A 21,773-nucleotide genomic window follows, 5' to 3' on the forward strand; every position below is an offset into this window, starting at 1 on the left:
CTTCCTTAACGGCCTAGGCATTTCTGCGTAGCTGCGCCTTGACTGTGAACTGTTCTGTAAGCCAGAGGCATCAAGGAGTTGTTCAGAGGTTCCTTAGCTGCGACTTCTCAACCGAGGCATTCTTAAAGAGATATCTAAAGTGAGCCCAATTGGCCCCTTTCCCTTTGGACCTCACTTCCCTGACTTATAAGTCTACACCCCAAAATGGTCAGTTCCGTTTATGACTAGTTCCGATACCGTCCAATCCATACACTGGTAGTCAGAAACGAGAGAGACTTATGAAGATTGATGCAGCAGTTTGCTCCAGTGCGCGATTGGCCCGAGACCGTCGCTTTGATGGGCGCTTCTATACCGCAGTGAAAACAACCGGCATTTTCTGCCGCCCGATCTGTCCCGCTCGGCCACCGCTGGAGCGCAATGTCACTTATTTCGAGACTGCGGCGGAGGCGGCCAATGCGGGCTTTAGGCCTTGTCTGCGCTGTCGCCCCGATTCTGCGCCGGGCAGTCCAGCTTGGGGATTGGTGTCGACCACCGTGCAGCGCGCTTTAAAACTGATGCGCAGTGAGCGCGAGCCTCAATCTGTGGAGCGGCTTGCAGAGCGTCTCGGAGTCAGCAGCCGCTATTTGCGCCGTCTGTTCTCTGAGCACCTGGGGGTAAGCCCCTTAGCGGTTTGGCAAACCGAGCGGGCACTGTTTGCTTTTCGTTTACTGCGGGATACGGACCTGCCTATTGCTGAAATCGCTTACGAGTCTGGTTTTAACAGCTTGAGACGCTTTAACGGCGTATTCAAACAGATCTATCAGCGCACCCCATCCGAGGTTCGCAGGGAGGGACACGCAGTGCGCGCCGAGACGGCGAGCGCCACACGGGTGCGGTTGTACCTGGATTACCGCCCGCCATTAGATTGGCAACAACTCCTGGCTTTCTTGGGAACTCGCGCTTTGGCCGGGGTAGAGCAGGTGGAGGGGGAGGTCTATTCACGCAGTTTCGAACTGGATGCTTGTCGTGGCGTGATGGAGGTTTCCCACGATCCGGAACGCAATCGCCTGGTGGTGGAAGTTTTTGGTCAGGAAGGTGGGGCAGGGTTATACCTACTGAACCAGCGCCTGCGCCGGTTGTTTGATCTGGATGCGGATATTGAAGAGATCCAGACGGTATTAAATGAAGATCCACTGCTGGCGGATCAGTTGGCGAAGAATCCGGGCCTGCGCTTGCCCGGTGCCTGGGACCCATTCGAATATGCACTGCGGGCGATTCTCGGTCAGCAGATCAGTGTCGCGGCGGCGACCACTATTGCCGGACGTATCGTGGCCCGCTACGGGGAGTCGTTTGTGGACGATGCTGGCAGGGAGCGGTTTTTATTCCCAACGGCGGAGCGTCTCGCCGAGGCAGACTTTGCCGATCTGGGCTTGACTCGGGCTCGGGTGAAAACCCTACAGGAGTTTGTCGCCGCAACTTTGGATGGCCGTGTGAGTTTTGCCGATCAGTCCCTGGAGGATTGGTGCAGCCAAGCCACAGCACTGCCGGGTATTGGCGATTGGACGGCGCATTATATCGCTATGCGCGGCCTGTCGATGCCGGACGCTTTCCCCGCGTCGGATTTGGGTATTCTGCAAGCCCTGGGCAGTGATGGTGAAAAGGCAAAACCCAAGCAGGCCCTGGAGCGGGCAGAGCAGTGGCGGCCCTGGCGGGCATATGGAGCCATTTTGTTGTGGCAGTCCCTGAAATCTGGAGAGAAAAAATGATTGTCTATGAGAGTTACACCACGGAATTGGGTGATGTTGCCATCGCGGCCTGCGAGCAGGAGGGAGAGGGTCTCTCCCGAGGTATAGTTGCACTCCAGTTTTATGACGATGAACGACCATTGCGTTTGGGGGCCGGTTGGCAGCGGGGCGTCTCGGAGCTGACGGATTTGGCCGCCCAGCAGCTGCGGGAATATATCGCCGGCCAGCGCAAAAGCTTTGATCTGCCTCTGGCGCCAAAGGGCACTGAATTCCAGCGCCGGGTTTGGGATGCGCTGTTGCAAATTCCCTTTGGCGAAACCCGCAGTTACAGCCAGCAAGCCCAGTGGTTGGATCAGCCACGGGCTATTCGCGCGGTAGCGCGGGCCAATGGTGCGAATCCGATTGCCATCGTTATTCCCTGCCACCGTGTAATCGGAGCCAATGGCAGCCTTACCGGCTACGCCGGCGGCCTGTCTTTGAAAGCGCGCTTGCTCACCCTTGAGGGTGCCAACTTTGTCCAGCAGGGCGAGCTGCTCTAACGGGTAATATTGGGAAAAGCGCAATCATCTCTCCCTAGCCACGGCCTCTTTGGCGCGAGATAATAAGCGGTTCATAATCATATCGAGCCGGAGGCCAAATGCTGTACAGATTGGGGGATAAACAGCCACAACTGGAAGGTGAGGGCCACTATATTGCGCCCGGTGCCCATGTGATTGGAGATGTGCGTATGCTTGCGCACAGCTCCGTATGGTTTAACGCGGTGGTGCGCGGCGACTGTGCGCCGATCACTATCGGTGAATACAGCAACGTACAGGATGGCTCGGTTCTGCATGCCGATGTCGGTGTGCCATTAACCATCGGCACCGGTGTCACCGTAGGCCATAAAGTGATGCTGCACGGCTGTGACATTGGTGATTACAGCCTGATTGGTATCAATGCCGTGATCTTAAACCGGGCCAAAATCGGCAAGTGCTGTATCATTGGCGCCAATGCGCTGGTGACCGAGGGCACAGAAATCCCCGATTACTCTATGGTGCTGGGCTCTCCCGGCAAGGTAGTAAAATCTCTCGATCCCGCCACCTACGAGCTGCTCAAAGCCAGCAGCGATCACTATGCGGCCAACGGCAAACATTTCGCCAGTGAACTGGTCCCGCTTGAGGCTAAAGATGTCTGAACAACCGGTAAAAACCGTGGAGCCGAAAGAGCGCCCGGTGAAATCCCCCTGTATCTCCGTATGCGCCCTGAATGAGCAGGACCTGTGCGAGGGCTGTTTTCGCAGTGGTAACGAAATCAGCCGCTGGGGCTCCATGAACAATGATGAGCGCCGTGCAGTGTTAAAGCTCTGCACCGAGCGCGCGCGGCAAATGGGCCGAATCTGGTAAACAATCGATAGCGCTTTGTCGGGGCCGGGCCTCGCAGGGCCCGGAACTAAATGCGACTATGACCCAACCCTTTGTCCACCTAAGAATTCACTCAGAATTTTCCCTGATCGATGGCCTGGTAAGAATCAAGCCGGCCATCGCCCGCGCCCAGGAGCTGGAAATGCCGGCCCTGGCGATTACCGACCAGTGCAACCTCTACGGGCAGATCAAATTCTACCGGGCCTGTTTGGGTTCCGGTATCAAGCCGATTACCGCTGCGGATTTTTGGCTCAGCGAAGGCGGCGAAGGCAAGCCTACGCTGATCACGCTCTATGCGATGAACGCCGACGGCTACCGCAATATTACCGAGCTGATTTCCCGCGCCTGGATGGAGGGGCAGTACCACGGTAATGCCTATATCAAGCGCGAATGGGTTAAGGAGTACAGCGAAGGGGTGCTGATGCTGTCCGGTGCCAAGTACGGCGATGTGGGCCGTGCATTGGTAGCGGGGCGCCGCGCCCAGGCGGAGGAGCTGGCCCGGGAGTGGGCGGAGTTATTCCCCGGTCGCTACTACCTGGAATTACAGCGCACCGGTCGCGCCGGCGATGAGGACTACCTGCACTCGGCGGTGAAGTTGGCCCAGAACCTGAACTTGCCAGTGGTAGCCACTAATGACGTGCGCTTTATGGACGAGAGCGAGTTCGAGGCCCACGAGGTGCGCGTTTGTATCCACGAAGGCCGCGCCCTCGATGACCCTCGCCGCGAACGCCGCTATTCCGCGCAGCAGTATTTCCGCACACCGGAAGAGATGTGGGAGCTGTTTAGCGATATCCCCGAAGCCCTGGAAAACACTGTGGAGATCGCCAAGCGCTGCTCTGCACCGATCCAGTTGGGTAAATACTTCCTGCCGGAATATCCGATTCCCGAGGGCATGACCGAAGACCAGTTCTTCGAAAAGGTCTCCTATGAAGGTATGGAGCGGCGCCTCGCCACCATCCTCGACAAATCCGCTGCGAACTATGCCGAGCGCCGCCAGATCTACGAAGACCGCCTGCGCTTTGAGCTGGATATCATTATCCAGATGGGATTTCCCGGTTACTTCCTGATCGTAATGGACTTTATCCAGTGGGCCAAAGACCATGATATCCCGGTGGGCCCGGGGCGGGGTTCCGGTGCCGGCTCCCTGGTGGCCTACTCGCTGGATATTACCGATCTGGACCCGCTGCAATACGATCTGCTGTTCGAACGATTCCTGAACCCGGAGCGGGTGTCGATGCCCGACTTCGATATCGACTTCTGTATGGAGAAGCGCGACCGGGTAATTGGCTACGTTGCGGATAACTATGGCCGTCAGGCGGTGAGCCAGATTATTACCTTCGGAACCATGGCCGCGAAGGCGGTGGTACGGGACGTGGCGCGGGTACAGGGCAAGTCCTACGGCCTCGCCGACAAGCTGTCCAAAATGATTCCCCCCGATGTGGGCATGACCCTGCAAAAGGCTTTCGACCAGGAAGAGATCCTGCGGGAATTCCTCGACCACGACGATGAGGGCCAGGAAATCTGGGAGATGGCCCTGCAACTCGAAGGTGTCTCCCGTAACGTGGGCAAGCACGCCGGTGGTGTGGTTATCGCCCCCACCAAGCTCACCGATTTCGCACCGCTCTACTGTGACGAGACTGGCGCGGGCCTGGTGACCCAGTTCGATAAAAACGATGTGGAAGATGCGGGCCTGGTGAAGTTCGACTTCCTCGGCCTGCGGACGCTGACCATCATCGACTGGGCCAAGCGCATGGTGGACGAGACTCGTGCGCGAGAGGGTGAGGAGCCCCTGGATATTGCCGCGCTGCCGCTGGACGATGAAGAAACCTTCAAAATGCTCAAACGGGCAGAGACCACGGCGGTATTCCAGCTGGAATCCCGGGGTATGAAGGACCTGATCAAGCGCCTTCAGCCGGACAACCTGGAAGATATGATCGCCCTGGTGGCCCTGTTCCGTCCGGGTCCGCTGCAATCGGGCATGGTTGATGACTTTATTAACCGTAAGCACGGTCGCGCCCAGGTGGCCTACCCGGATGCCAAATACCAGCATGAAAAACTGCAACCGATCCTGGAGCCCACTTACGGGGTTATTGTTTACCAGGAACAGGTGATGCAGATCGCCCAGGAGTTGGCGGGCTATACCCTCGGTGGCGCCGACCTGTTACGCCGGGCGATGGGTAAAAAGAAACCGGAGGAAATGGCCAAACAGAGGGCCACTTTTGAAAATGGGGCAAAAGAGCAAGGAATTGACCCCGAACTTGCGATTAAGATCTTCGACCTGGTAGAGAAGTTCGCAGGCTATGGTTTTAACAAGTCGCACTCTGCGGCTTACGCACTGGTGTCATACCAAACCGCTTGGCTGAAAGCGCACTATCCCGCCCAGTTTATGGCGGCGACCATGTCTTCGGATATGGATAAGACCGATAAGGTGGTGACCTTTATCGAAGAGTGCCGAGCCATGGAGCTGGTACTGGTGCCGCCGGATGTGAACCTGGGTAGCTTCCAGTTCTCGGTGGATATCGACAATCGCATTATCTACGGTCTCGGTGCGATTAAGGGCCTGGGTGAAGGTCCGATTGAAAATATTATTGCGGCGCGGGAAGAGGGCGGCCCCTTTACCGACCTGTTCGACTTCTGCTCGCGGGTTGACCCACGCAAGGTGAACAAGCGCGCGCTGGAGGCGCTGGTGCGCTCAGGGGCACTGGACAGCATAGGCCCGGATACCAATGGTGCCGACGGATTGGATTACTCCCGCGCTGTGCTGTTTAACGCGCTGGATGAAGCGGTAAAAGCGGCGGAACAGCAAAAGGCCAATGCCAATGCGGGCATGATGGACCTGTTTGGCGAAGTGGTGCCCCAGGCATCCGAAGGTGATGTGTACGAGGATTTCCGCCGCACACGCTGCTGGAGTATTCGCGAGCGCCTGGAAGGCGAAAAGAATACCCTGGGCCTGTATCTCACCGGGCACCCGATTGATGAGTATGCCGGTGAGTTACAACACCTGGTGAAGGCGCGAATCGCCGATTTGAAACCCGGCCGGGAATCGCAAAAAGTTGCGGGCCTGGTGGTGGCGATGCGGGTAATGAAAACAAAACGCGGTGATTCCATGGCTATTGTTACCCTGGATGACCGCAGTGGCCGTATTGAAGCGGCCATGTTCAGCGAGGCCTTTGGCGAACATAGAGACAAGTTGGCCAAAGATGCATTGCTGGTATTGGATGGACCGGTTGCCACTGACGATTACAGCGGCGGCCTGAAGATGACAGTAAACAGCGTTTCCACGCTCGATGAGTTGCGCCAGAGCCGGGTGACCGGGGTGCGCTTGCGAGTGGATAGCGGCAGTGTGGCACCGGGGCTGGCCAAGCGGCTGGCCGCTTGCCTGCAACCCTATACCGGTGGTCAGTGCGGGGTGAGCCTTGAGGTTTCCCGCCACGATGCCCGGGGCTTGTACCGACTGCCGCCGCAGTGGAACGTAGAACCAAACGACCAGATGGTCCAGTCTCTCAGGGAACTGTTGGGACGTGAGCAGGTGGCGCTTCAATACGCACAACGGCGTTAAAATCTACCGGGCTCGACTGGCTGGTTCTGTACAGTTAAGCTATGCCGCTGTGATAGCCCGGTGGTAACAAAAAGAGTTAAAGGCGCAGATTTCATGAATTTTAATTTTCTCGAGTTTGAGCAGCCAATTGCAGAGCTGGAAGGCAAGATAAAAGAGCTGCAGCTTGTGGGTGATGACAACGAGCTGAATATCGCCGATGAAGTTACCCGGTTGCGGGAGAAGAGTAGAACTTTGACCGAGTCCATCTACTCCGACCTGAGCCCGTGGCAGGTCGTACAGGTAGCCCGCCATCCGCAACGTCCCTATTCAAAGGACTATATCGAGCGTTTATTTACCGATTGGGATGAGCTGCATGGCGACCGTCACTTTGGTGATGACAAGGCGATTATCGCCGGTATCGCGCGCTTAAATGGCAAGCCGGTAGCGGTGATTGGTGAAGAGAAAGGCCGCTCTGTAAACGAGAAGGTTGCACGCAACTTTGGTATGCCGAAGCCGGAGGGTTACCGCAAAGCCCTGCGTGTTATGGAAATGGCCGAGCGCTTTAAAATGCCGGTGCTGACCCTGATCGACACTCCGGGAGCCTATCCGGGTATCGACAGTGAAGAGCGCGGTATCAGTGAAGCCATCGCCCAGAACCTAGCAGTGATGTCCCGCCTGCGCACGCCGATTATTTGTACCGTGATTGGTGAAGGTTCCTCCGGTGGTGCACTGGCGATCGGTGTGGGTGACCAGCTGAACATGCTGCAGTACTCCACCTACTTTGTGATTTCCCCTGAGGGTTGCGCCAACATTATCTGGAAAACTGTCGAGAAAGCGCCTTTGGCCGCTGAGGCGATGGGGGTGACTTCCAGCGTGTTGGAAGAGTTGGGTATTGTGGATGAAACCATCCCCGAACCTCTCGGCGGCGCTCACCGCGATCCAGATGCAATGGCCAATAACCTCAAAGACCGTCTCAGTGAGCAACTGGACCAGCTGAGCAGCATCCCCATTGATGAGCTGCTGGAGAAGCGCTATCAGCGCCTGATGAGCTACGGCAATATCGTTTCCTAAGCTTGGTCCTTTCCCGCCGTGCCAAGGGTATAAATATATTGCCCTTGTGCGCGGCTGGTGTTTCCTTCCTAGTCCCTTCTTTCCCTACTCATAGATACTTGCGGTTACGTGTCATTTTCCACGTGATTAAGTTTTCCTTTTCGCTATCCCTCTGCCTGAAAAAACTACTATTTACAGAGCTGCCTTGTGGTCAGTCTCGTCAATGCAGCTAGGTTATTGGACTCCCGGGAAGTCTTAGAGAGAAATAAAGTACTCAAACAGGTTGATCTACTCTTTCGAGGGAGGCCGTTGAGAAAGCGGTTCAGCTGGCCCGATAGCAGACAGTCTGGAGCCTGGCGGCCACTGATTGTCCACGCTGCCCCCATTTTGAACCCCCTTATCGAAAAGCCCTCTGAGGCGGCGCTACCTCCATGATAGAAAGTACCAACAATAAAGATTGGTGCAATAGGCACAGGTTTGCCCGGATAAAAATATCGACCGGAGAGGCCTGTGAGCTGAAGTCTCAGGATTAATAATTATGGCAATAATGCAGAGTAATACAGCAACGGATGCTGCGCAGATACCGACGGGTGACCAGTCGGGGCACAGGTTTGCCCTGGTGGCGCTGACCTCACTATTTTTTATGTGGGGCTTTATCACCTGCCTGAATGATATTTTGATTCCCTACTTGAAAGGAATTTTCGAGCTGAACTATGCCCAGGCAATGCTGGTGCAGTTCTGCTTTTTTGGTGCTTATTTCCTCGTTTCCCTGCCTGCCGGTGCCCTGGTCAGTAAAATTGGTTATCAGAAAGGGATCGTGACCGGCTTAAGTATTTCGGTGGTTGGCTGTTTGCTGTTTATCCCCGCTGAAAGAATGGAAGTCTATGCACTGTTCCTCGGTGCACTGTTTATTCTGGCTTCCGGTATTACTATTTTACAGGTTTCCGCCAACCCTTATGTGACAGCACTGGGCGATGAGCGCACGGCGCCCAGCCGCCTGACCCTGACCCAAGGCTTTAACTCCCTGGGCACCACTATCGCCCCTCAATTTGGTGCATTGCTGATTTTACCCGCTGCCGGTGTTGCAGCGGGTGCTGCCAGCGCTGCTGTTATTGAAGTGCCTTACCTGATCCTGGCCTCCGCGCTGGCGATCCTGGCTATCGTCTTCGCATTTTTGAATTTGCCGGCGATTGTCAGTAGTGCAACTTCTGAGTCTGTTTCCAATACTGAAGCCGCTTCCGCCTGGAGCTACCGTCACTTGGTGTTGGGTGCGATCGCTATTTTTGTCTACGTGGGTGCTGAAGTCTCTATCGGCAGCTTCCTGGTGAACTTTATCGCTGAGGATTCCATCGCTGGTTTGGAAGAGTCTGAAGCCGCTTTCTATATCTCCCTGTATTGGGGTGGCGCTATGGTTGGTCGCTTTGCCGGCGCTTTAATTATGCGCTTTATCTCTGCTGGCAAAGTGCTCGCAATCTGCTCTATCGGCTCCTGTGTATTGTTGTTGATTACTGTTACGGGTAGCGGCTATCTGGCGATGTGGGCGGTACTTGCTGTGGGTCTGTGCAACTCTATTATGTTCCCGACTATCTTTAGTTTGGCGCTGGCCAAGCTGGGTCCATCGACCAGTCAGGGCTCCGGAATCTTATGCCTGGCCATTGTAGGCGGTGCCATTGTGCCGTTGTTACAGGGGCTTCTGGCTGACCAAATTGGTATCCAATTGGCGTTCGTTCTGCCGATCTTCTGTTACCTCTATATTCTCTACTACGGTCTCTCAGGACACCGTACAGATAAACGCGCTTAAGTTTTCTTTTCTTCTCTTCTGAGCTCGTTTGCCGGCATTTTTATGCCGGCTTTTTTGTGTCCGGAATAAATGGCCAATTTGAAATGTATTTGATTGTGGGGGGAGGGGGTACCGGCGATCCCTGCCAGTTTTAGAGAGGTTGGGGGTTAGGAAGCTTGGGGGGCAGTTAGATCAGACTGTTTGTTGGAGTCGAGAAACTCTTTGATCGGTAAGCGATAGTTGCGACTTACTTTCAGTTTTGCACCGCTGCTCAGGGTGAGAAAGTACTCGCCTTTGGTTAAAACCTTGATATGTACAATAAAGTTCAGGTTAACCAGTGTGGACCTGTGAATGCGTTTAAAAGTGTCTGGGCAGAGTTGTTTTTGCAGGTCTTTAATAGTGCTGCGCATTACATGGGTTTCCCCTTTGGCATGCACACACATATAGTCACCCGCCGCATCGATCCACTCGATATCCGGTTGGCTAACCATGGTGATACTGCCCCGGTCTTTAATGGCGAGACGCTGGGTTGAAGTAGCGGCGTTCTCTCCGCTTGATGCTTTGCCGGCACTGCTTTCGAAAGATCGCATCAGGCGATTTTTCTCTTCCTGATGGCCATCCTCTCCTTTGGATATCATCTGTGCCTGGCGCTGGCGGGCCCGATCGAGGGCTGTTTCCAGTCGGCGCGGGTCCAGTGGCTTGAGCACATAGTCAACCGCATGGACTTCAAAAGCCTTAAGGGCGTATTGGTCGTAGGCTGTGGCAAAGATGACCAAGGGCATGGTGTCAGCCTGCAGGTTGCGCACCACATCAAAACCGTTCATTCCTGGCATCTGCACATCGAGAATGAGTAGGTCTGGGTTGTGCTCTGAAACTGCTTGGACAGCTTCCCGGCCATTGCGACAACAGGCGAGAATATCCAGGTCCTTGCGTTCTTCGAGCATACTTTTCAGTAGTCTTAAAGCCAGGGGCTCGTCGTCCACCAGTACGACGCTGAGCTTGCTCATTGAACTTCTCCCTGTGTCAGGTGGGTTGATTGGTTGGAAATTTCCAGTGGAATATTGATGAGTACTTGCATACCGCCATCAGGAGTCTTGTTTTGTTCTATTTTGAAATCTTGCGGGTAGAGCGTCGATAGCCGTTCGCGTACGTTTTTGAGGCCCACTCCCGTTGAGGAGGATTCCGGGTCACATTCGCTGGCAAAGTGATCTGGGCAACCGGTATCGTAGACTTCCAGCACTAGGCGATCATCGGTGTTGTGCGCGTGGATACCGATAGTGCCCCCCATTTCGTTGGGGGCTATGGCATATTTTACCGAGTTTTCTACCAGTGGTTGCAGCAACATGCTGGGCACTTGTGCGCGGCGTACGGTTTCATCGATCGACAGGTCTACGGACAACCTGTCGGCAAAGCGGGTTTTTTCAATCTCCAAGTAGAGCAATACCGCCTCGATCTCTCGTTCAAGCTCAACTTTCTGCATCGGGTCTTCTTTTAGGGAGAGCCTTAAAAAATCACTGAGACGCACAACCATTTCCCGCGCTTCATCAGCTTGCTGGAATCGAATTAGGGCGTTAATGGAGTTGAGCGTATTGAAGAGAAAGTGGGGGTTAAGCTGGTAGCGCAACATTTTTAGTTGCGCTTCATTGGCAATGGCCTCTGCTTGAAGTCTGCGGAGCTGCTCCCGTTCATGTACTGCTGCAACCTCCAGCATTTTCTTGTGCTCTTCATTGAGTAGGAAGTGATATTTTACCCCGCAGTACAGGGCGCTCCAGAATAAAAATACAAATAAAGAGGCGTAATACCAGCCGCCGAACTCAGACCAGATCGAGTGTTCACCACTGAGGCGTATATAAGCCTCCATTCGAACCAGGGTCCATATTCCGGAAATAACAGCGACAGCCAGAAGGTAGATCACGGTGCGGAAAGCGAGCTCTGACTCCCAGGCGACATCAAAAATCGGTTTTAGAAACAGGGATAATAAAAATGCAATAGCGCACTGGAATACTGTATTGACCGGCTCGAAGTGAGGCCACTCGGTAGGGGAGTGCCACAGGGTCAGTGAAAGAAAAGTGACCAGCAGTATGCCAACCCAGCTGACCAGCTGCAGTTTCCAAAACCAGCGGGTCGACTGAATTTCAGTGTTCGGTCTCGTATCTAGACGGGTCGAGTACTGCATGATTTCCCGCATATTTAGTATTGTGAAAAGGACGGGATAGACGCTCATCGTCGCGTTCATTATTATCCGCAGAATATTACCTTGCAGAAACGTGACCCGCCAGAGGGGTGAGCGCCACACTTCCGACTTATCCCCGAGAAAGTCCTTTTTATCTGATTTCGGGGTGAATAGTCGAGTAATTTTCGGCAATCTCGATTCAGAAGACAACTCCTCTCTATTTTTAAATACGAGTTAATCAGCCCGGACTTCTTTGAGGCTAAAGTTCAGTGGTACTTCTGTTTATCCAGCTCGACACTTTTAGATTGTCTATCTGGTCAAAAACAGTAATTTGAAATTTGGTTGAGTAGATAGGTAGTTGCCAATAATTGTGGTAAAAATGTGCAGGGCCTTTAACGGCTTGAATGAATCCACAGTCGCAGAGGTGATACTAACTTTTGCGCAAAATCATGTGGTGGCGGAAAAAATTCCGGGTGAATGGACCAACCGCTAGAAAGAAATAGTTTAGATTTGGGGATCGGTTTCCGATGAGCCAGATGTTGCCCGAATCGGGGTTCTCCTCGAGCGAGATGGCTAAATATGACACTGATGCCCGTGCCGGAGTAGCGGCCGGCGTTGCCCCGCGTTATATCAACTTAATTGCACTTACGTCCCTATTTCTGATTTGGGGATTTATTACCGGCCTGAACGATGTGCTGGTGCCACACTTAAAAAATGTTTTTGAGTTGAGTTACACCAAGGCTGTCTTGGTGCAGTTTTACTTTTTTGCCGCCTATTTTCTGGTATCTGTGCCGGCAGGCATGTTGTTGAGGCGGGTTGGTTATCAGCTTGGTCTGGTGCTCGGGCTTTTGGTGGCTTGTGCGGGCTGTCTGGTCTTTATCCCCGCTGCCCGCCTACAAATCTACGAAGTGTTTTTGCTGGGGCTGTTTGTTCTGGCTTCCGGGATTACCCTGCTGCAGGTTTCTGCAAACCCCTATGTTATCGCGCTGGGCAGTGCTCGCACGGCGCCCAGTCGACTGAATCTTACCCAGGCTTTTAACTCCCTGGGAACTACCTTGGCACCGGTGATTGGCGGCGCAGTTTTCTTTGCGGGACTTACTATTACTGCTGACCCGGATACCGCGGCGAGTATTATCGAGTTCAGGGCCCGCGAAGCGGCTTTGGTGGAGACGCCTTATTTCTGGTTAGCGGTTCTACTACTGGTGATGGTCGCTTTCTTTTCCTGGATCAGGTTGCCGGCTATTCCCGAGCACCAACAGGGTGGAGGAGCGGATGGTCACGATGTGTTTTCTCTGTGGCGTTTCCCCCGCTTGACCCTGGGGGCTGTAGGTATTTTTGCCTATGTGGGTGCGGAGGTGGCTATTGGCAGTTTTCTGGTGAGTTTCTTTGGTGAACCATCAGTGGCAAAGATGGCTCCTTTTGAAGCGTCAAAGTATGTCTCTTATTACTGGGGCGGAGCGATGATTGGGCGCTTTGCCGGGGCCTTTTTGCTGCGCTTTGTCTCTGCTGGAAAAACCCTGGCGGTTTGTGGCCTGGGTTCGGTGGTACTTATAGCAATCGCGATGATGACGTCTGGCCCGATCGCGGTCTGGTCCATAGTTGCGGTGGGTCTGTGTAACTCGATTATGTTCCCGACTATATTCAGCCTGGCCTTGCGCGGGCTGGGTAAACATACCAGCCAGGGTAGCGGTATCTTATGCATGGCAATTGTAGGTGGTGCAATTATTCCTCTTTTCCAGGGAATGCTGGCTGATAGCGCCGGTATACAGTATTCATTTTTGGTGCCTCTGGTGTGTTACTGCTATATCGTTTATTACGGCGCTTTTTCACGAACCCTGCGCGGTAGCGCAGTGGAGTAGAACCTTCATTTATCCTTTCCGCCTTGTCTGCAATTTGGACCAGCCCATCGGATTTCTATTGGCCTGTAGAGACAAGTACTGCAATTTGTTGTCATTGCGAACTGTGCCCACTGGGTAGCCATGACTCAGTTTTATGGCCGATCGGTGAATACGGCATTAGCAGAACTTGATTCCGACGAGAGCTGGATCTGGAGTTATCTCTAATATTTCAGCTCGGTGGAGGCAGACCGTGCACAACTGCCGGGGCAGGTGATGTGCGGCATAATAAATATGGCGATAGTAGGTCGCGCTGGGTGTAGGGCTTTGGAGATATTTCCTCTGAAGTTTGTCTGAGCGCAACTCGTAGAGCCAGTTAACAAGCGTGGAATAATTTTGGGAGTTATTCGTGAATTTTAGTAAGCGATTTTCGCTGGGCTTTGTGCTCTGTGCTTCTGTGCTCGCCGGGTGTCATTCCGAGAGCCAACAAACTGAGCCAAAAGCCGATAAAGCGCAGGCCGATACTGGCACCAGTGCCGCCGAGGGCATCGACAACTGGCCTGAACTCAAGCCAGCCTTACCGCGCGATGAAAAGCTGGAAGCCCAAATCACTGAAATCATGTCCCGCATGTCTCTGGAAGAGAAAGTGGGTCAGATGATCCAGGCGGAAATCCGCAGCGTTACTCCTGAAGATGTGAAGACCTATCACCTGGGTTCCGTATTGAATGGTGGTGGCGCCTTCCCGAACAACGATAAGTTTGCCACGCCGCAAGACTGGTTGGCCCTTTCTGACGCCTTCTTTAAGGCTTCTATGGACACTTCCGATGGCGGTGTTGCGATTCCCCTGATCTGGGGTTCCGATGCGGTTCACGGCCACAACAATGTGATCGGTGCGACCCTGTTCCCGCATAATATTGGTCTGGGTGCCGCCCAAGACCCGGAGCTGATTGAGCGTATTGGTAGCGCCACCGCCCGCGAAGTGGCAGTGACCGGTATCGATTGGACTTTCGCTCCCACCGTCGCGGTAGTGCGCGATGACCGCTGGGGCAGAACTTACGAGAGTTATTCCGAAGATCCCAAGATTGTTGCGGATTATGCCGAGGCAATGGTGAAGGGGCTCCAGGGCGAAAAATCCAGCGCTGAGTTCCTGCGCGGCGAAAATCTGGTAGCCACTGCCAAGCACTTTGTCGGTGACGGTGGTACGAATCGAGGAATTGACCGAGGTGATAATGCGGTTCCGGAAAAAGAACTGGCAGAGGTCCATGCGGCAGGTTACCTGACATCTCTGCCGGCAGGCGTACAGACCGTTATGGCTTCATTTAATAGCTGGAACGGTGAAAAACTCCACGGCCACAAATACCTTCTGACCACCGTTCTGAAAGAGCGCCTCGGTTTTGATGGCTTTGTTGTGGGCGACTGGAATGGCCACGGTTTCGTGCCCGGTTGCACTGTAGAGAGCTGTGCAGCGGCGATTAATGCCGGCCTCGATATGTTTATGGTGCCGGCGGACTGGAAAGCCCTGTACAACAACACCCTGGCCCAGGCCAAAAGCGGTGAAATCGGTGCGGAGCGTATCGATGATGCCGTTCGCCGCATCCTGCGAGTGAAGATCCGTGCAGGTCTGTTTGACCGCAATATGCCGCTGGCAGGCAAAGACGGCATCCTGGGCAACCCGGAGCACCGCGCAATCGCTCGTGAAGCGGTACGCAAATCCCTGGTGTTGCTGAAAAACAATGACAAGCTGCTGCCATTGGCTGCGGACCAGAATATTCTGGTTGCCGGCGATGGTGCGGATAACTTGTCCAAGCAGAGTGGTGGCTGGACGATTTCCTGGCAGGGTACCGGCAATACGCGCGCTGATTTCCCCGGTGCCACTTCAATCTTTGAAGGTATTTCATCGGCGGTTAAAGCCGCTGGCGGTGAAGCGGTATTGAGTGCTGATGGCAGCTTCTCAGATGCCACTTTTGCCAATGGTAAGGCACCCAAGGTTGCTGTTGTTGTATTTGGCGAAGAGCCCTATGCAGAGTGGCACGGCGATATTACCAACCTGGAATACCAGCGCGGTAACAAGAAGGATTTGGCGCTGCTGAAAAAACTACGCGAGCAGGGTGTTCAGGTAGTCAGTGTGTTCCTTTCAGGCCGTCCTCTCTGGATTAACAGTGAATTGAATGCATCCGATGCCTTTGTTGCCGCCTGGCTGCCTGGCTCTGAAGGTGCTGGTGTTGCGGATGTGCTGATTAAAGGCGCCAATGGGGAAGCCCGTTACGACTTTACCGGCAAGCTGCCATTCAGCTGGCCAATGCACAGCTATCAGAATGTCCTGAATCCATACCACGAGAATTACGAGCCATTGTTTGAGTTGGGCTATGGCCTGGCTGCTGAACAGGAATCCCTGGTGAGTAACGAATTGCCGGAGACCAGTGAATCCAGTGCCGGTGGCGGTTTGGAAGAAGCCTGGCTGTTGGTATCCCGCCCGCAAGCTCCCTGGGTGTTGAATATTGCTGAAGCTGGGGCAGAGGTTGTACCTGTACACGGTAACTTCGCGGTTAGTGGAGACGATAAAAACATCACTGTCAGCTCCATCGATATGTCTTCCCAGGAAGATGCTCGACTGATTACCTGGAAAGGCCTGCGTCCTGGCGCAGTTCAGTTGTCTGCTGAATATATGCAGGACCTGAATGTCTACCTGGAAGAGAAATCTGCGCTGACACTGAATATCCGTGTCGATCAGCCAATTGAAAAGCCGGTGGTGGCTACCATGAACTGTGGTGATGGCTGTTCTGCCAAGGTACCGTTGGAGTCTGCGCTGAAATCCATGGAACAGAAAAGCTGGACCCGGGTTTCTGTAGATCTGCAGTGTTTTGTAAAAGCCGGTGCGGATTTCGGAAAGGTCTTTAGCGCCTTTGGTCTGGAGAGTGAAGCTCCGATGGCTATTGCGGTTGCCAACGTTAAGTTGACCCCGGAAGCTGGAGTATCTGCTGATATTCGTTGTGACGGTTAAGTTACAACACACTGAAAGGGCTAATTACCCTCAGTTCTAACCGGAGCCTGTTTTTTGGTTCCGGTTAGTGGCTGAAACAATTTGTTCTCACAGGAATGGTGCCAGTGTGATGTTCTATCCCGTTGGCACTTCTTTGCCCGCCAATCTCTTCTTTCCAGATATTTCTTTTATCCCATAGATTTACTACTGGGGTGGAAGGAAAGAATACACTTCACTTGAGACACGCTGTGAATACATTCCTGTAAGCTCCTAATCGGCATCCGTGCCTCATAGGGTCCCGAGCGCAGTGTATTATTTCCTTCTTTAGTATATTGGATAGTGTTATCCCGCGATAAATCTACCTCTCCTGATTTTTGTTATTTCACGCCTTCATAGTATTACTTGTCACAAAATTATTGCCGCTATTGGTGCTGTATTGAGTTGTCAGGCACTGCAAACGTGCAGGCGAATAAATAATTCAATAAATTTTATTTTCTAATCTTATTTAAATTTTGGAGTGGGGTAGGCTTTGCGCAGGTTCCATTTTCTCGGGAACAGAAAGGTAATTGATTTGAAATGAAGCTGCCATTCCTCTCTGGTTAGTATGACTTTGCTCTCAAAATTAGGGCTCTTGGATAGTTGGCATTCTTATTGCTGGTTATTTTTCGAGTGTTTACTTTTCAGACCTGGCCTTCCATTGAATTATGGCGGTTATGGTGGGTTGGTTCCCTATTTGATTTTTGTGCATTTTGAGGTCCTCGGTCATGGTGGTGCCGGGGATGGTGCGGATAAATTAACTTGAAATGGAATTGGAGGAACTAATGGCACCTTGTCATATCGTTTTTTTACCAGGACTTTTCGCGCGTGGGTGGATTTGGAACCAGGTTGCAGGCGCTTGTCGGCAGCAGGGGCATAAAATAACTGTTATCGAGCCATCTATCCCCGAGGTTTTTATGGGTAAGTTGGATTCGGCGCACGAAATGATTAGAGAGTGTCTCCAGTTAAATGGAGGTATGGATAATAATATTTTGGTCGGCAACTCGATGAGTGGGCTTATTACGTTAGATTTTGCCGCAAAATATCCTGAATTGGTGGCTGGGGTGGTTATCAGTGGAGCCCCGGGGCTTGAGGAATTGGAGGCAGGAGTTTCCCTTTCTGATTTACGCGGATCGGTACCTGGAGCAGCAAATACACTTTGTGAGCGGGTCTTCCGGGATATTAACCGCCTGCCGAAACCGGACTACGAAAAGGGCGTAGCCGATATCAATACTATTTTCTCCACTAACGAAACGTTTAAATCAGTGGTTAAATGGCTGAATATAAGTAGGAAGTATGATGTTTATGGCAGTCTGAAGAAAGTGAGATGCCCGATCAAGTTAATATGGGGAGACTTCGATCAAATAACACCGGCTGAATCCTGGCGGTCGCTGGCCTTCCAGAATGATAATTTGGATTATTGTGAAGTGTATGATTGTGGGCACAGTCCTATGCTGGAAAAGCCTGAAGAATTTTATCAGCTTCTCTCTGGGTATCTTCTTGGTATAAACAGGCCCTTGGCGCGGACTGCTTGATGACAAGCATTTCCCGGGTGGCTCGAGATGCATAGCTATGACAGAAGTTGCGCTTGTCATAGCTATGTATCTCGAAGGCTGTTATTAATGTTCTCTCGAAGTTTTTTCCTCGAGACGATAGTCGGGTCGTTAGGTTCCCTGCATATAGTCTGTAATTGTTTTTTCCTCAAAGTTAATATCAGAAAACAAAGCTTGTACTTTGGGGCCTGTAGGTGATTGGGCGAGAAAACCAATCCTGGTGGGCTTGGAGGTCTGCAGGGAAAATGATCGAAGGTATGACCAGTGTCTGCTATCCTCTTAGTGATAAAAGAAGTATGTAGTTCCTTTCCTTGCAATTTTTAGATGGCTGTATTCCCTCTGGGTTTCTATATGGTAGGCATCGTCACCACCTTTATAAACGACGGTAGACGCTATGCCATTTTTGCCAGAGTTAAACCTCTCAAGTAGAAGTTTTGCCCAGTTTCCCTCGTCTGCATAAACAATTAAAGCGGCTCCATCAAAATTTTTCTCAAAGTCTACAGAGACTTTTGCGGAAAAAATAAAGTCAGTATTCGGTGCGAAAAGTAACCTTGGGGCATTGTCTATTTGATAAGAGCTGTCGGCATTGGTGAATAAGTCGCTGCCTTTTGTGGCGGTGATGGTGATTTTTGAAGGTGCGATGTTTGGTTCTTGAATCGTGTGCTGTTTTTCCAGCGGATAGGGAATTCTTAAATAGTTGTAAATTTCTGGGGCGGCTGTCATTGCTATGCAATTGCTGGCTTGAAGTATCAAAGTCAATAGGGCGGGGAGTAGGTATTTCATGATTTTATATCCTTTCTAGTGGACATATACGATGAAAGGTATTGCTGAAGATTTGCTTTTGATTTTATAAGTGCCTCTATTGTTTCCATGCCCTTTGGTGCAGTCTCCTGCTCAAGAATAATCCACTGGCTGCCGCCGACTTCGATACTGGCCTCAATAATTGAAGGCCAATCTATTAGATCCATGCCGATTATAGGGAGCCTCTGAACAACTCCGTAATGCCTCTGCGGGTCTTGAAGGCTGCAGATGTTAGGCGCAGCTCGCCGCGAATGGCCGTAGCCCTTTGCAAGAGCTGCAACGCAGCAGCTGTAGCCTTCAAGGCCCGCCCTTCGGGGCTCGCAGAGCGATTCACACTCCGCGTTGCGACTTCTTGAAAGGTCTAGACATTCCTGCGAAGCCGCGCCTTGATTGTGAACCGCTTTGCAAGCCAGAGGTATCACGGAGTTATTCAGAGGCTCCCTAGCTTTATTGTTAATATTCTCATCAGGAACCCAGGATTTAAAGTGAGTGGTATAGGTTCGCCCCGGATATCGTTTTAGATAGCTGATAGGATCTTTGCCTGCCGCAGAAACCCAGCCGATGTCTAACTGCAAAATGAAATTGTCATCAGTAGACTGGGATATATAGTCCCAGAAAGTTGTGTTTTGGTAAGTGGAAAATTCTCTATCGTGATTATGAAATCCCATTTTCAAACCGTACTTGGAAAGAACGGATTGCGCACTGCGAAGCTGCGATATTAACTTGTCTACCCCGTTAGGGTCCCAGCTTCTCGGGTCCCAGCCAACAATTAGGTATTCGGCACCCAGGGTCTGGTAATAAGTGGCCGTTGCATCAATTGATTCCGGGAGCAGCTGGGTAATAGAAACGTGTGCACCGCTCACTTTTAGCTTTAATTGCTCCAGTAGAGAGCGGAGTTCCTTTGGCTTTTCTTTGTACGGACCTAGTTCCGTAGCCAGTTCTATCGCATTAAAACCTGCTGCTTTTAGTCTTTTTAGGGTGCCTGAAAAGTCCCGGTTTAACTCATGGCGAACAGACCATAGTTGAACCCCGAGTTGGGGTTCAATTTTCTCAGTAGCCATATTCACTTCAATTGCGACTGATTTTAAGGTGGGTAAAGTTGTCAAGAGAAGAGCTGTAAACAGATTGCGATATAAACTTCGTAGGCTTATCACTTTTATAATCTCCCCGCAGAAAGTTCGCTGGCTGCATAGTTTGCGGCTCGAGCAGTTAATGCCATAAAAGTTAGAGAGGGGTTTTGAACTGCTGAAGAGGCGAAGCAGGAGCCATCGGTTACAAAAAGGTTGGGTATATCGTGCGATTGGTTGTGCCCATTTAAAACTGAGTTGGTTTTATCACTACCCATTCGTGCTGTGCCTACCTCATGGATGGCACTTCCAGGGGGATATTTATCACTAGTGACTTGTCCACTGACTTCATTTAGCCCCAAATTCTTAAGCATAGCTTGCATGGTCTCACAGGCATCCTCCATCATTAGGCGCTCATTTTCAGACCATTGGCAATTGATATGTAGTTGCGGGATTCCCCACTTATCTTTTTGGGTGGAGTGGAGGCTGACCTGGTTTTCGTGCCTCGGTAACATCTCTCCCTGTGCACCAATCCAAAATCCCCAGCGCCCAGGTTGTTGCAGTTTTTCTTTGAAAGATTTTCCAATCCCCTCGGAAGCAGCCATTGTCCGCCAGTCCTGCCGATAGGCGCTTCCTGAAATCTGGTAGCCGCGCTTGTAGTGTTTTCGGTAAAGTTCGGGGCGATATTGGAAATTGGGAATCAGGATGCCGGTTGGTCTCCACCCGGAGAAGTACTCATCTTCATAACCATCAATAAAGCCGTGGGCTGAGGCATTGTAATTGTGATCCATAAGGTAGTGGCCCAGTACACCAGAGCTGTTGGCGAGCCCCTTGGGGAAATGCTTGTTGGCTGAGTTGAGGAGTATTTGGGTTGAGCCCAATGTGGATGCGCAGAGGAAAACGATTCGGCCAAAATACTCTCGTTGTTGCAGGGTTTCGCTGTCGATTACCCTTACGCCAGCTACTCGGTTCTTTTGCGAGTTGTAAATAAGGCTGTGTACCACGCTATTACTGGCAATTTGTAGTTTGCCGGTTCTCATTGCGGCTGGCATGGTGGCGCTTTGTGTCGAAAAGTAGCCGCCGAATGAGCAGCCTCGTTGGCACTGGTTACGAGCCTGGCAGTTGTATCGGCCTAGGGCTACCTGTTCCCGGTTTGGCTTGGTCAGGTGAGCAGCTCTTCCAATAATGAAATGTTTATCACTGTACTGCTTTTCAAACTTGGACTTGATGTCTTGTTCACACTGGTACATCTCAAATGGTGGTTGGTATTCGGAGTCTGGCAGCTGCTCAATATTGTCCGTATTGCCACTGATTCCGGCAAAGCGTTCGACTTTGCTGTACCAGGGTGCAATATCCTTGTAGCGAATGGGCCAATCAACTCCTACGCCATCACGTTTGTTTGCGAGAAAGTCGTGGTTACTAAATCGATATGACTGCCGGAACCAGAGAAGGCTTTTGCCCCCTACTTGATTGCCGCGAATCCAGGTAAAGTCTGAGCCGGGCTCTGTGGAGTAGGGTTGTTCGTTGTCATTACAGAAAAAATGCTTGGTGCTTTCATTGAGAAAAATACTACGACTTTGTATCGGATAGATTTCTTTTTTCTCTTTCAGGTTCATTTTAGTACGGAGTGGGAATTCCCAAGGTCCCTTGTTTTCTGTGGGGTAGTCCTGACCGTGTTTTACCATCCGGCCCCGATCTATCATCAGGGTATTTAATCCCCGTTCGGTTAGTTCTTTTGCTGCCCAGCCGCCGCTAATACCTGACCCTATAACGATTGCGTCAAATATCTGGCTTTCTTTTTGGATCAATAATTCATCATTTTGCATAGTGCTTTCC

The 21,773-nt window shown here is 52.0% G+C and carries 15 protein-coding genes; 10 read left to right on the plus strand and 5 right to left on the minus strand.

The genetic code is table 11. From position 1 onward, the window contains the following. The first annotated feature begins 278 nt into the window (after positions 1-278). From ACG1BZ_RS06295 to ACG1BZ_RS06325, 7 genes are all read left to right on the plus strand, one after another. Positions 279-1,745, plus strand: a complete 1,467-nt coding sequence (locus ACG1BZ_RS06295; protein ID WP_413664873.1) for an AlkA N-terminal domain-containing protein — start codon at positions 279-281, stop codon at positions 1,743-1,745. After that, complete coding sequence (locus ACG1BZ_RS06300) at positions 1,742-2,263, plus strand: methylated-DNA--[protein]-cysteine S-methyltransferase (RefSeq protein ID WP_413664874.1); 522 nt, start codon at positions 1,742-1,744, stop codon at positions 2,261-2,263. The genes ACG1BZ_RS06295 and ACG1BZ_RS06300 overlap by 4 nt, the downstream gene beginning before the upstream one ends. A 98-nt stretch (positions 2,264-2,361) precedes the next feature. Further along, on the plus strand, positions 2,362-2,898 hold the full coding sequence (locus ACG1BZ_RS06305; RefSeq protein WP_252085074.1) for a gamma carbonic anhydrase family protein: 537 nt from the start codon (positions 2,362-2,364) through the stop codon (positions 2,896-2,898). Next, the gene (locus tag ACG1BZ_RS06310; RefSeq protein WP_108732299.1) at positions 2,891-3,106 is read left to right on the plus strand and encodes a DUF1289 domain-containing protein; all 216 of its coding nucleotides are present in this window, start codon (positions 2,891-2,893) and stop codon (positions 3,104-3,106) included. Before ACG1BZ_RS06305 ends, ACG1BZ_RS06310 begins: the two co-directional genes overlap by 8 nt. Before the next feature lie 58 nt (positions 3,107-3,164). Beyond that, positions 3,165-6,683 carry a DNA polymerase III subunit alpha gene (dnaE, locus tag ACG1BZ_RS06315; RefSeq protein ID WP_413664875.1) on the plus strand — a complete coding sequence of 1,173 codons (3,519 nt, stop codon included), beginning with the start codon at positions 3,165-3,167 and terminating at the stop codon, positions 6,681-6,683. A gap of 93 nt (positions 6,684-6,776) precedes the next feature. Continuing rightward, the gene (locus ACG1BZ_RS06320; protein ID WP_282931792.1) at positions 6,777-7,733 is read left to right on the plus strand and encodes an acetyl-CoA carboxylase carboxyltransferase subunit alpha; all 957 of its coding nucleotides are present in this window, start codon (positions 6,777-6,779) and stop codon (positions 7,731-7,733) included. A gap of 517 nt (positions 7,734-8,250) precedes the next feature. Further along, entirely contained in the window at positions 8,251-9,513 is a 1,263-nt protein-coding gene (locus tag ACG1BZ_RS06325) for a sugar MFS transporter (protein WP_413664876.1), read from the plus strand. 146 nt (positions 9,514-9,659) lie between these two features. On the opposite strand, the gene ACG1BZ_RS06330 is transcribed toward ACG1BZ_RS06325, so the two are convergent. Then, positions 9,660-10,499 carry a LytR/AlgR family response regulator transcription factor gene (locus tag ACG1BZ_RS06330; RefSeq protein ID WP_413664877.1) on the minus strand — a complete coding sequence of 280 codons (840 nt, stop codon included), beginning with the start codon at positions 10,497-10,499 and terminating at the stop codon, positions 9,660-9,662. After that, a complete protein-coding gene (locus tag ACG1BZ_RS06335) occupies positions 10,496-11,668 on the minus strand; it encodes a sensor histidine kinase (RefSeq protein WP_413664878.1) in 1,173 nt (390 codons plus the stop codon). The genes ACG1BZ_RS06330 and ACG1BZ_RS06335 overlap by 4 nt, the downstream gene beginning before the upstream one ends. A 524-nt stretch (positions 11,669-12,192) precedes the next feature. Here ACG1BZ_RS06335 and ACG1BZ_RS06340 point away from each other — a divergent pair. From ACG1BZ_RS06340 to ACG1BZ_RS06350, 3 genes are all read left to right on the plus strand, one after another. Then, positions 12,193-13,524, plus strand: coding sequence for a sugar MFS transporter (locus ACG1BZ_RS06340; protein WP_413664879.1), 1,332 nt, complete (start codon positions 12,193-12,195; stop codon positions 13,522-13,524). Positions 13,525-13,909: 385 nt separating this feature from the next. Next, on the plus strand, positions 13,910-16,501 hold the full coding sequence (locus ACG1BZ_RS06345) for a glycoside hydrolase family 3 protein (RefSeq protein ID WP_413664880.1): 2,592 nt from the start codon (positions 13,910-13,912) through the stop codon (positions 16,499-16,501). Between the two features lie 782 nt (positions 16,502-17,283). After that, complete coding sequence (locus tag ACG1BZ_RS06350) at positions 17,284-18,051, plus strand: alpha/beta fold hydrolase (protein WP_413664881.1); 768 nt, start codon at positions 17,284-17,286, stop codon at positions 18,049-18,051. A gap of 297 nt (positions 18,052-18,348) precedes the next feature. On the opposite strand, the gene ACG1BZ_RS06355 is transcribed toward ACG1BZ_RS06350, so the two are convergent. The 3 genes from ACG1BZ_RS06355 to ACG1BZ_RS06365 all read right to left on the minus strand — a co-directional run bounded on the left by ACG1BZ_RS06355 (position 18,349) and on the right by ACG1BZ_RS06365 (position 21,763). Then, positions 18,349-18,852 (minus strand): DUF1349 domain-containing protein, encoded by a 504-nt coding sequence (locus ACG1BZ_RS06355; protein ID WP_413664882.1) that lies wholly within the window; start codon positions 18,850-18,852, stop codon positions 18,349-18,351. Next, positions 18,849-19,931, minus strand: coding sequence for a sugar phosphate isomerase/epimerase family protein (locus ACG1BZ_RS06360; RefSeq protein WP_413664883.1), 1,083 nt, complete (start codon positions 19,929-19,931; stop codon positions 18,849-18,851). The genes ACG1BZ_RS06355 and ACG1BZ_RS06360 overlap by 4 nt, the downstream gene beginning before the upstream one ends. Positions 19,932-20,026: 95 nt before the next feature. After that, the gene (locus ACG1BZ_RS06365; RefSeq protein WP_413664884.1) at positions 20,027-21,763 is read right to left on the minus strand and encodes a GMC oxidoreductase; all 1,737 of its coding nucleotides are present in this window, start codon (positions 21,761-21,763) and stop codon (positions 20,027-20,029) included. Positions 21,764-21,773: the final 10 nt, after the last annotated feature.

The organism is Microbulbifer sp. CNSA002 (assembly GCF_047324085.1).
In the GTDB taxonomy this organism is placed as follows: domain Bacteria; phylum Pseudomonadota; class Gammaproteobacteria; order Pseudomonadales; family Cellvibrionaceae; genus Microbulbifer.

What these genes read in the sequence shown, in the direction of transcription:
- ACG1BZ_RS06295 (WP_413664873.1), top strand. Translation starts at nt 279, where the DNA reads ATGAAGATTGATGCAGCAGTTTGCTCCAGTGCGCGATTGGCCCGAGAC.
- ACG1BZ_RS06300 (WP_413664874.1), top strand. Translation starts at nt 1,742, where the DNA reads ATGATTGTCTATGAGAGTTACACCACGGAATTGGGTGATGTTGCCATC.
- ACG1BZ_RS06305 (WP_252085074.1), top strand. Translation starts at nt 2,362, where the DNA reads ATGCTGTACAGATTGGGGGATAAACAGCCACAACTGGAAGGTGAGGGC.
- ACG1BZ_RS06310 (WP_108732299.1), top strand. Translation starts at nt 2,891, where the DNA reads ATGTCTGAACAACCGGTAAAAACCGTGGAGCCGAAAGAGCGCCCGGTG.
- dnaE (WP_413664875.1), top strand. Translation starts at nt 3,165, where the DNA reads ATGACCCAACCCTTTGTCCACCTAAGAATTCACTCAGAATTTTCCCTG.
- ACG1BZ_RS06320 (WP_282931792.1), top strand. Translation starts at nt 6,777, where the DNA reads ATGAATTTTAATTTTCTCGAGTTTGAGCAGCCAATTGCAGAGCTGGAA.
- ACG1BZ_RS06325 (WP_413664876.1), top strand. Translation starts at nt 8,251, where the DNA reads ATGGCAATAATGCAGAGTAATACAGCAACGGATGCTGCGCAGATACCG.
- ACG1BZ_RS06330 (WP_413664877.1), bottom strand. Translation starts at nt 10,499, where the DNA reads ATGAGCAAGCTCAGCGTCGTACTGGTGGACGACGAGCCCCTGGCTTTA.
- ACG1BZ_RS06335 (WP_413664878.1), bottom strand. Translation starts at nt 11,668, where the DNA reads ATGCAGTACTCGACCCGTCTAGATACGAGACCGAACACTGAAATTCAG.
- ACG1BZ_RS06340 (WP_413664879.1), top strand. Translation starts at nt 12,193, where the DNA reads ATGAGCCAGATGTTGCCCGAATCGGGGTTCTCCTCGAGCGAGATGGCT.
- ACG1BZ_RS06350 (WP_413664881.1), top strand. Translation starts at nt 17,284, where the DNA reads ATGGAATTGGAGGAACTAATGGCACCTTGTCATATCGTTTTTTTACCA.
- ACG1BZ_RS06355 (WP_413664882.1), bottom strand. Translation starts at nt 18,852, where the DNA reads ATGAAATACCTACTCCCCGCCCTATTGACTTTGATACTTCAAGCCAGC.
- ACG1BZ_RS06360 (WP_413664883.1), bottom strand. Translation starts at nt 19,931, where the DNA reads ATGGCTACTGAGAAAATTGAACCCCAACTCGGGGTTCAACTATGGTCT.
- ACG1BZ_RS06365 (WP_413664884.1), bottom strand. Translation starts at nt 21,763, where the DNA reads ATGCAAAATGATGAATTATTGATCCAAAAAGAAAGCCAGATATTTGAC.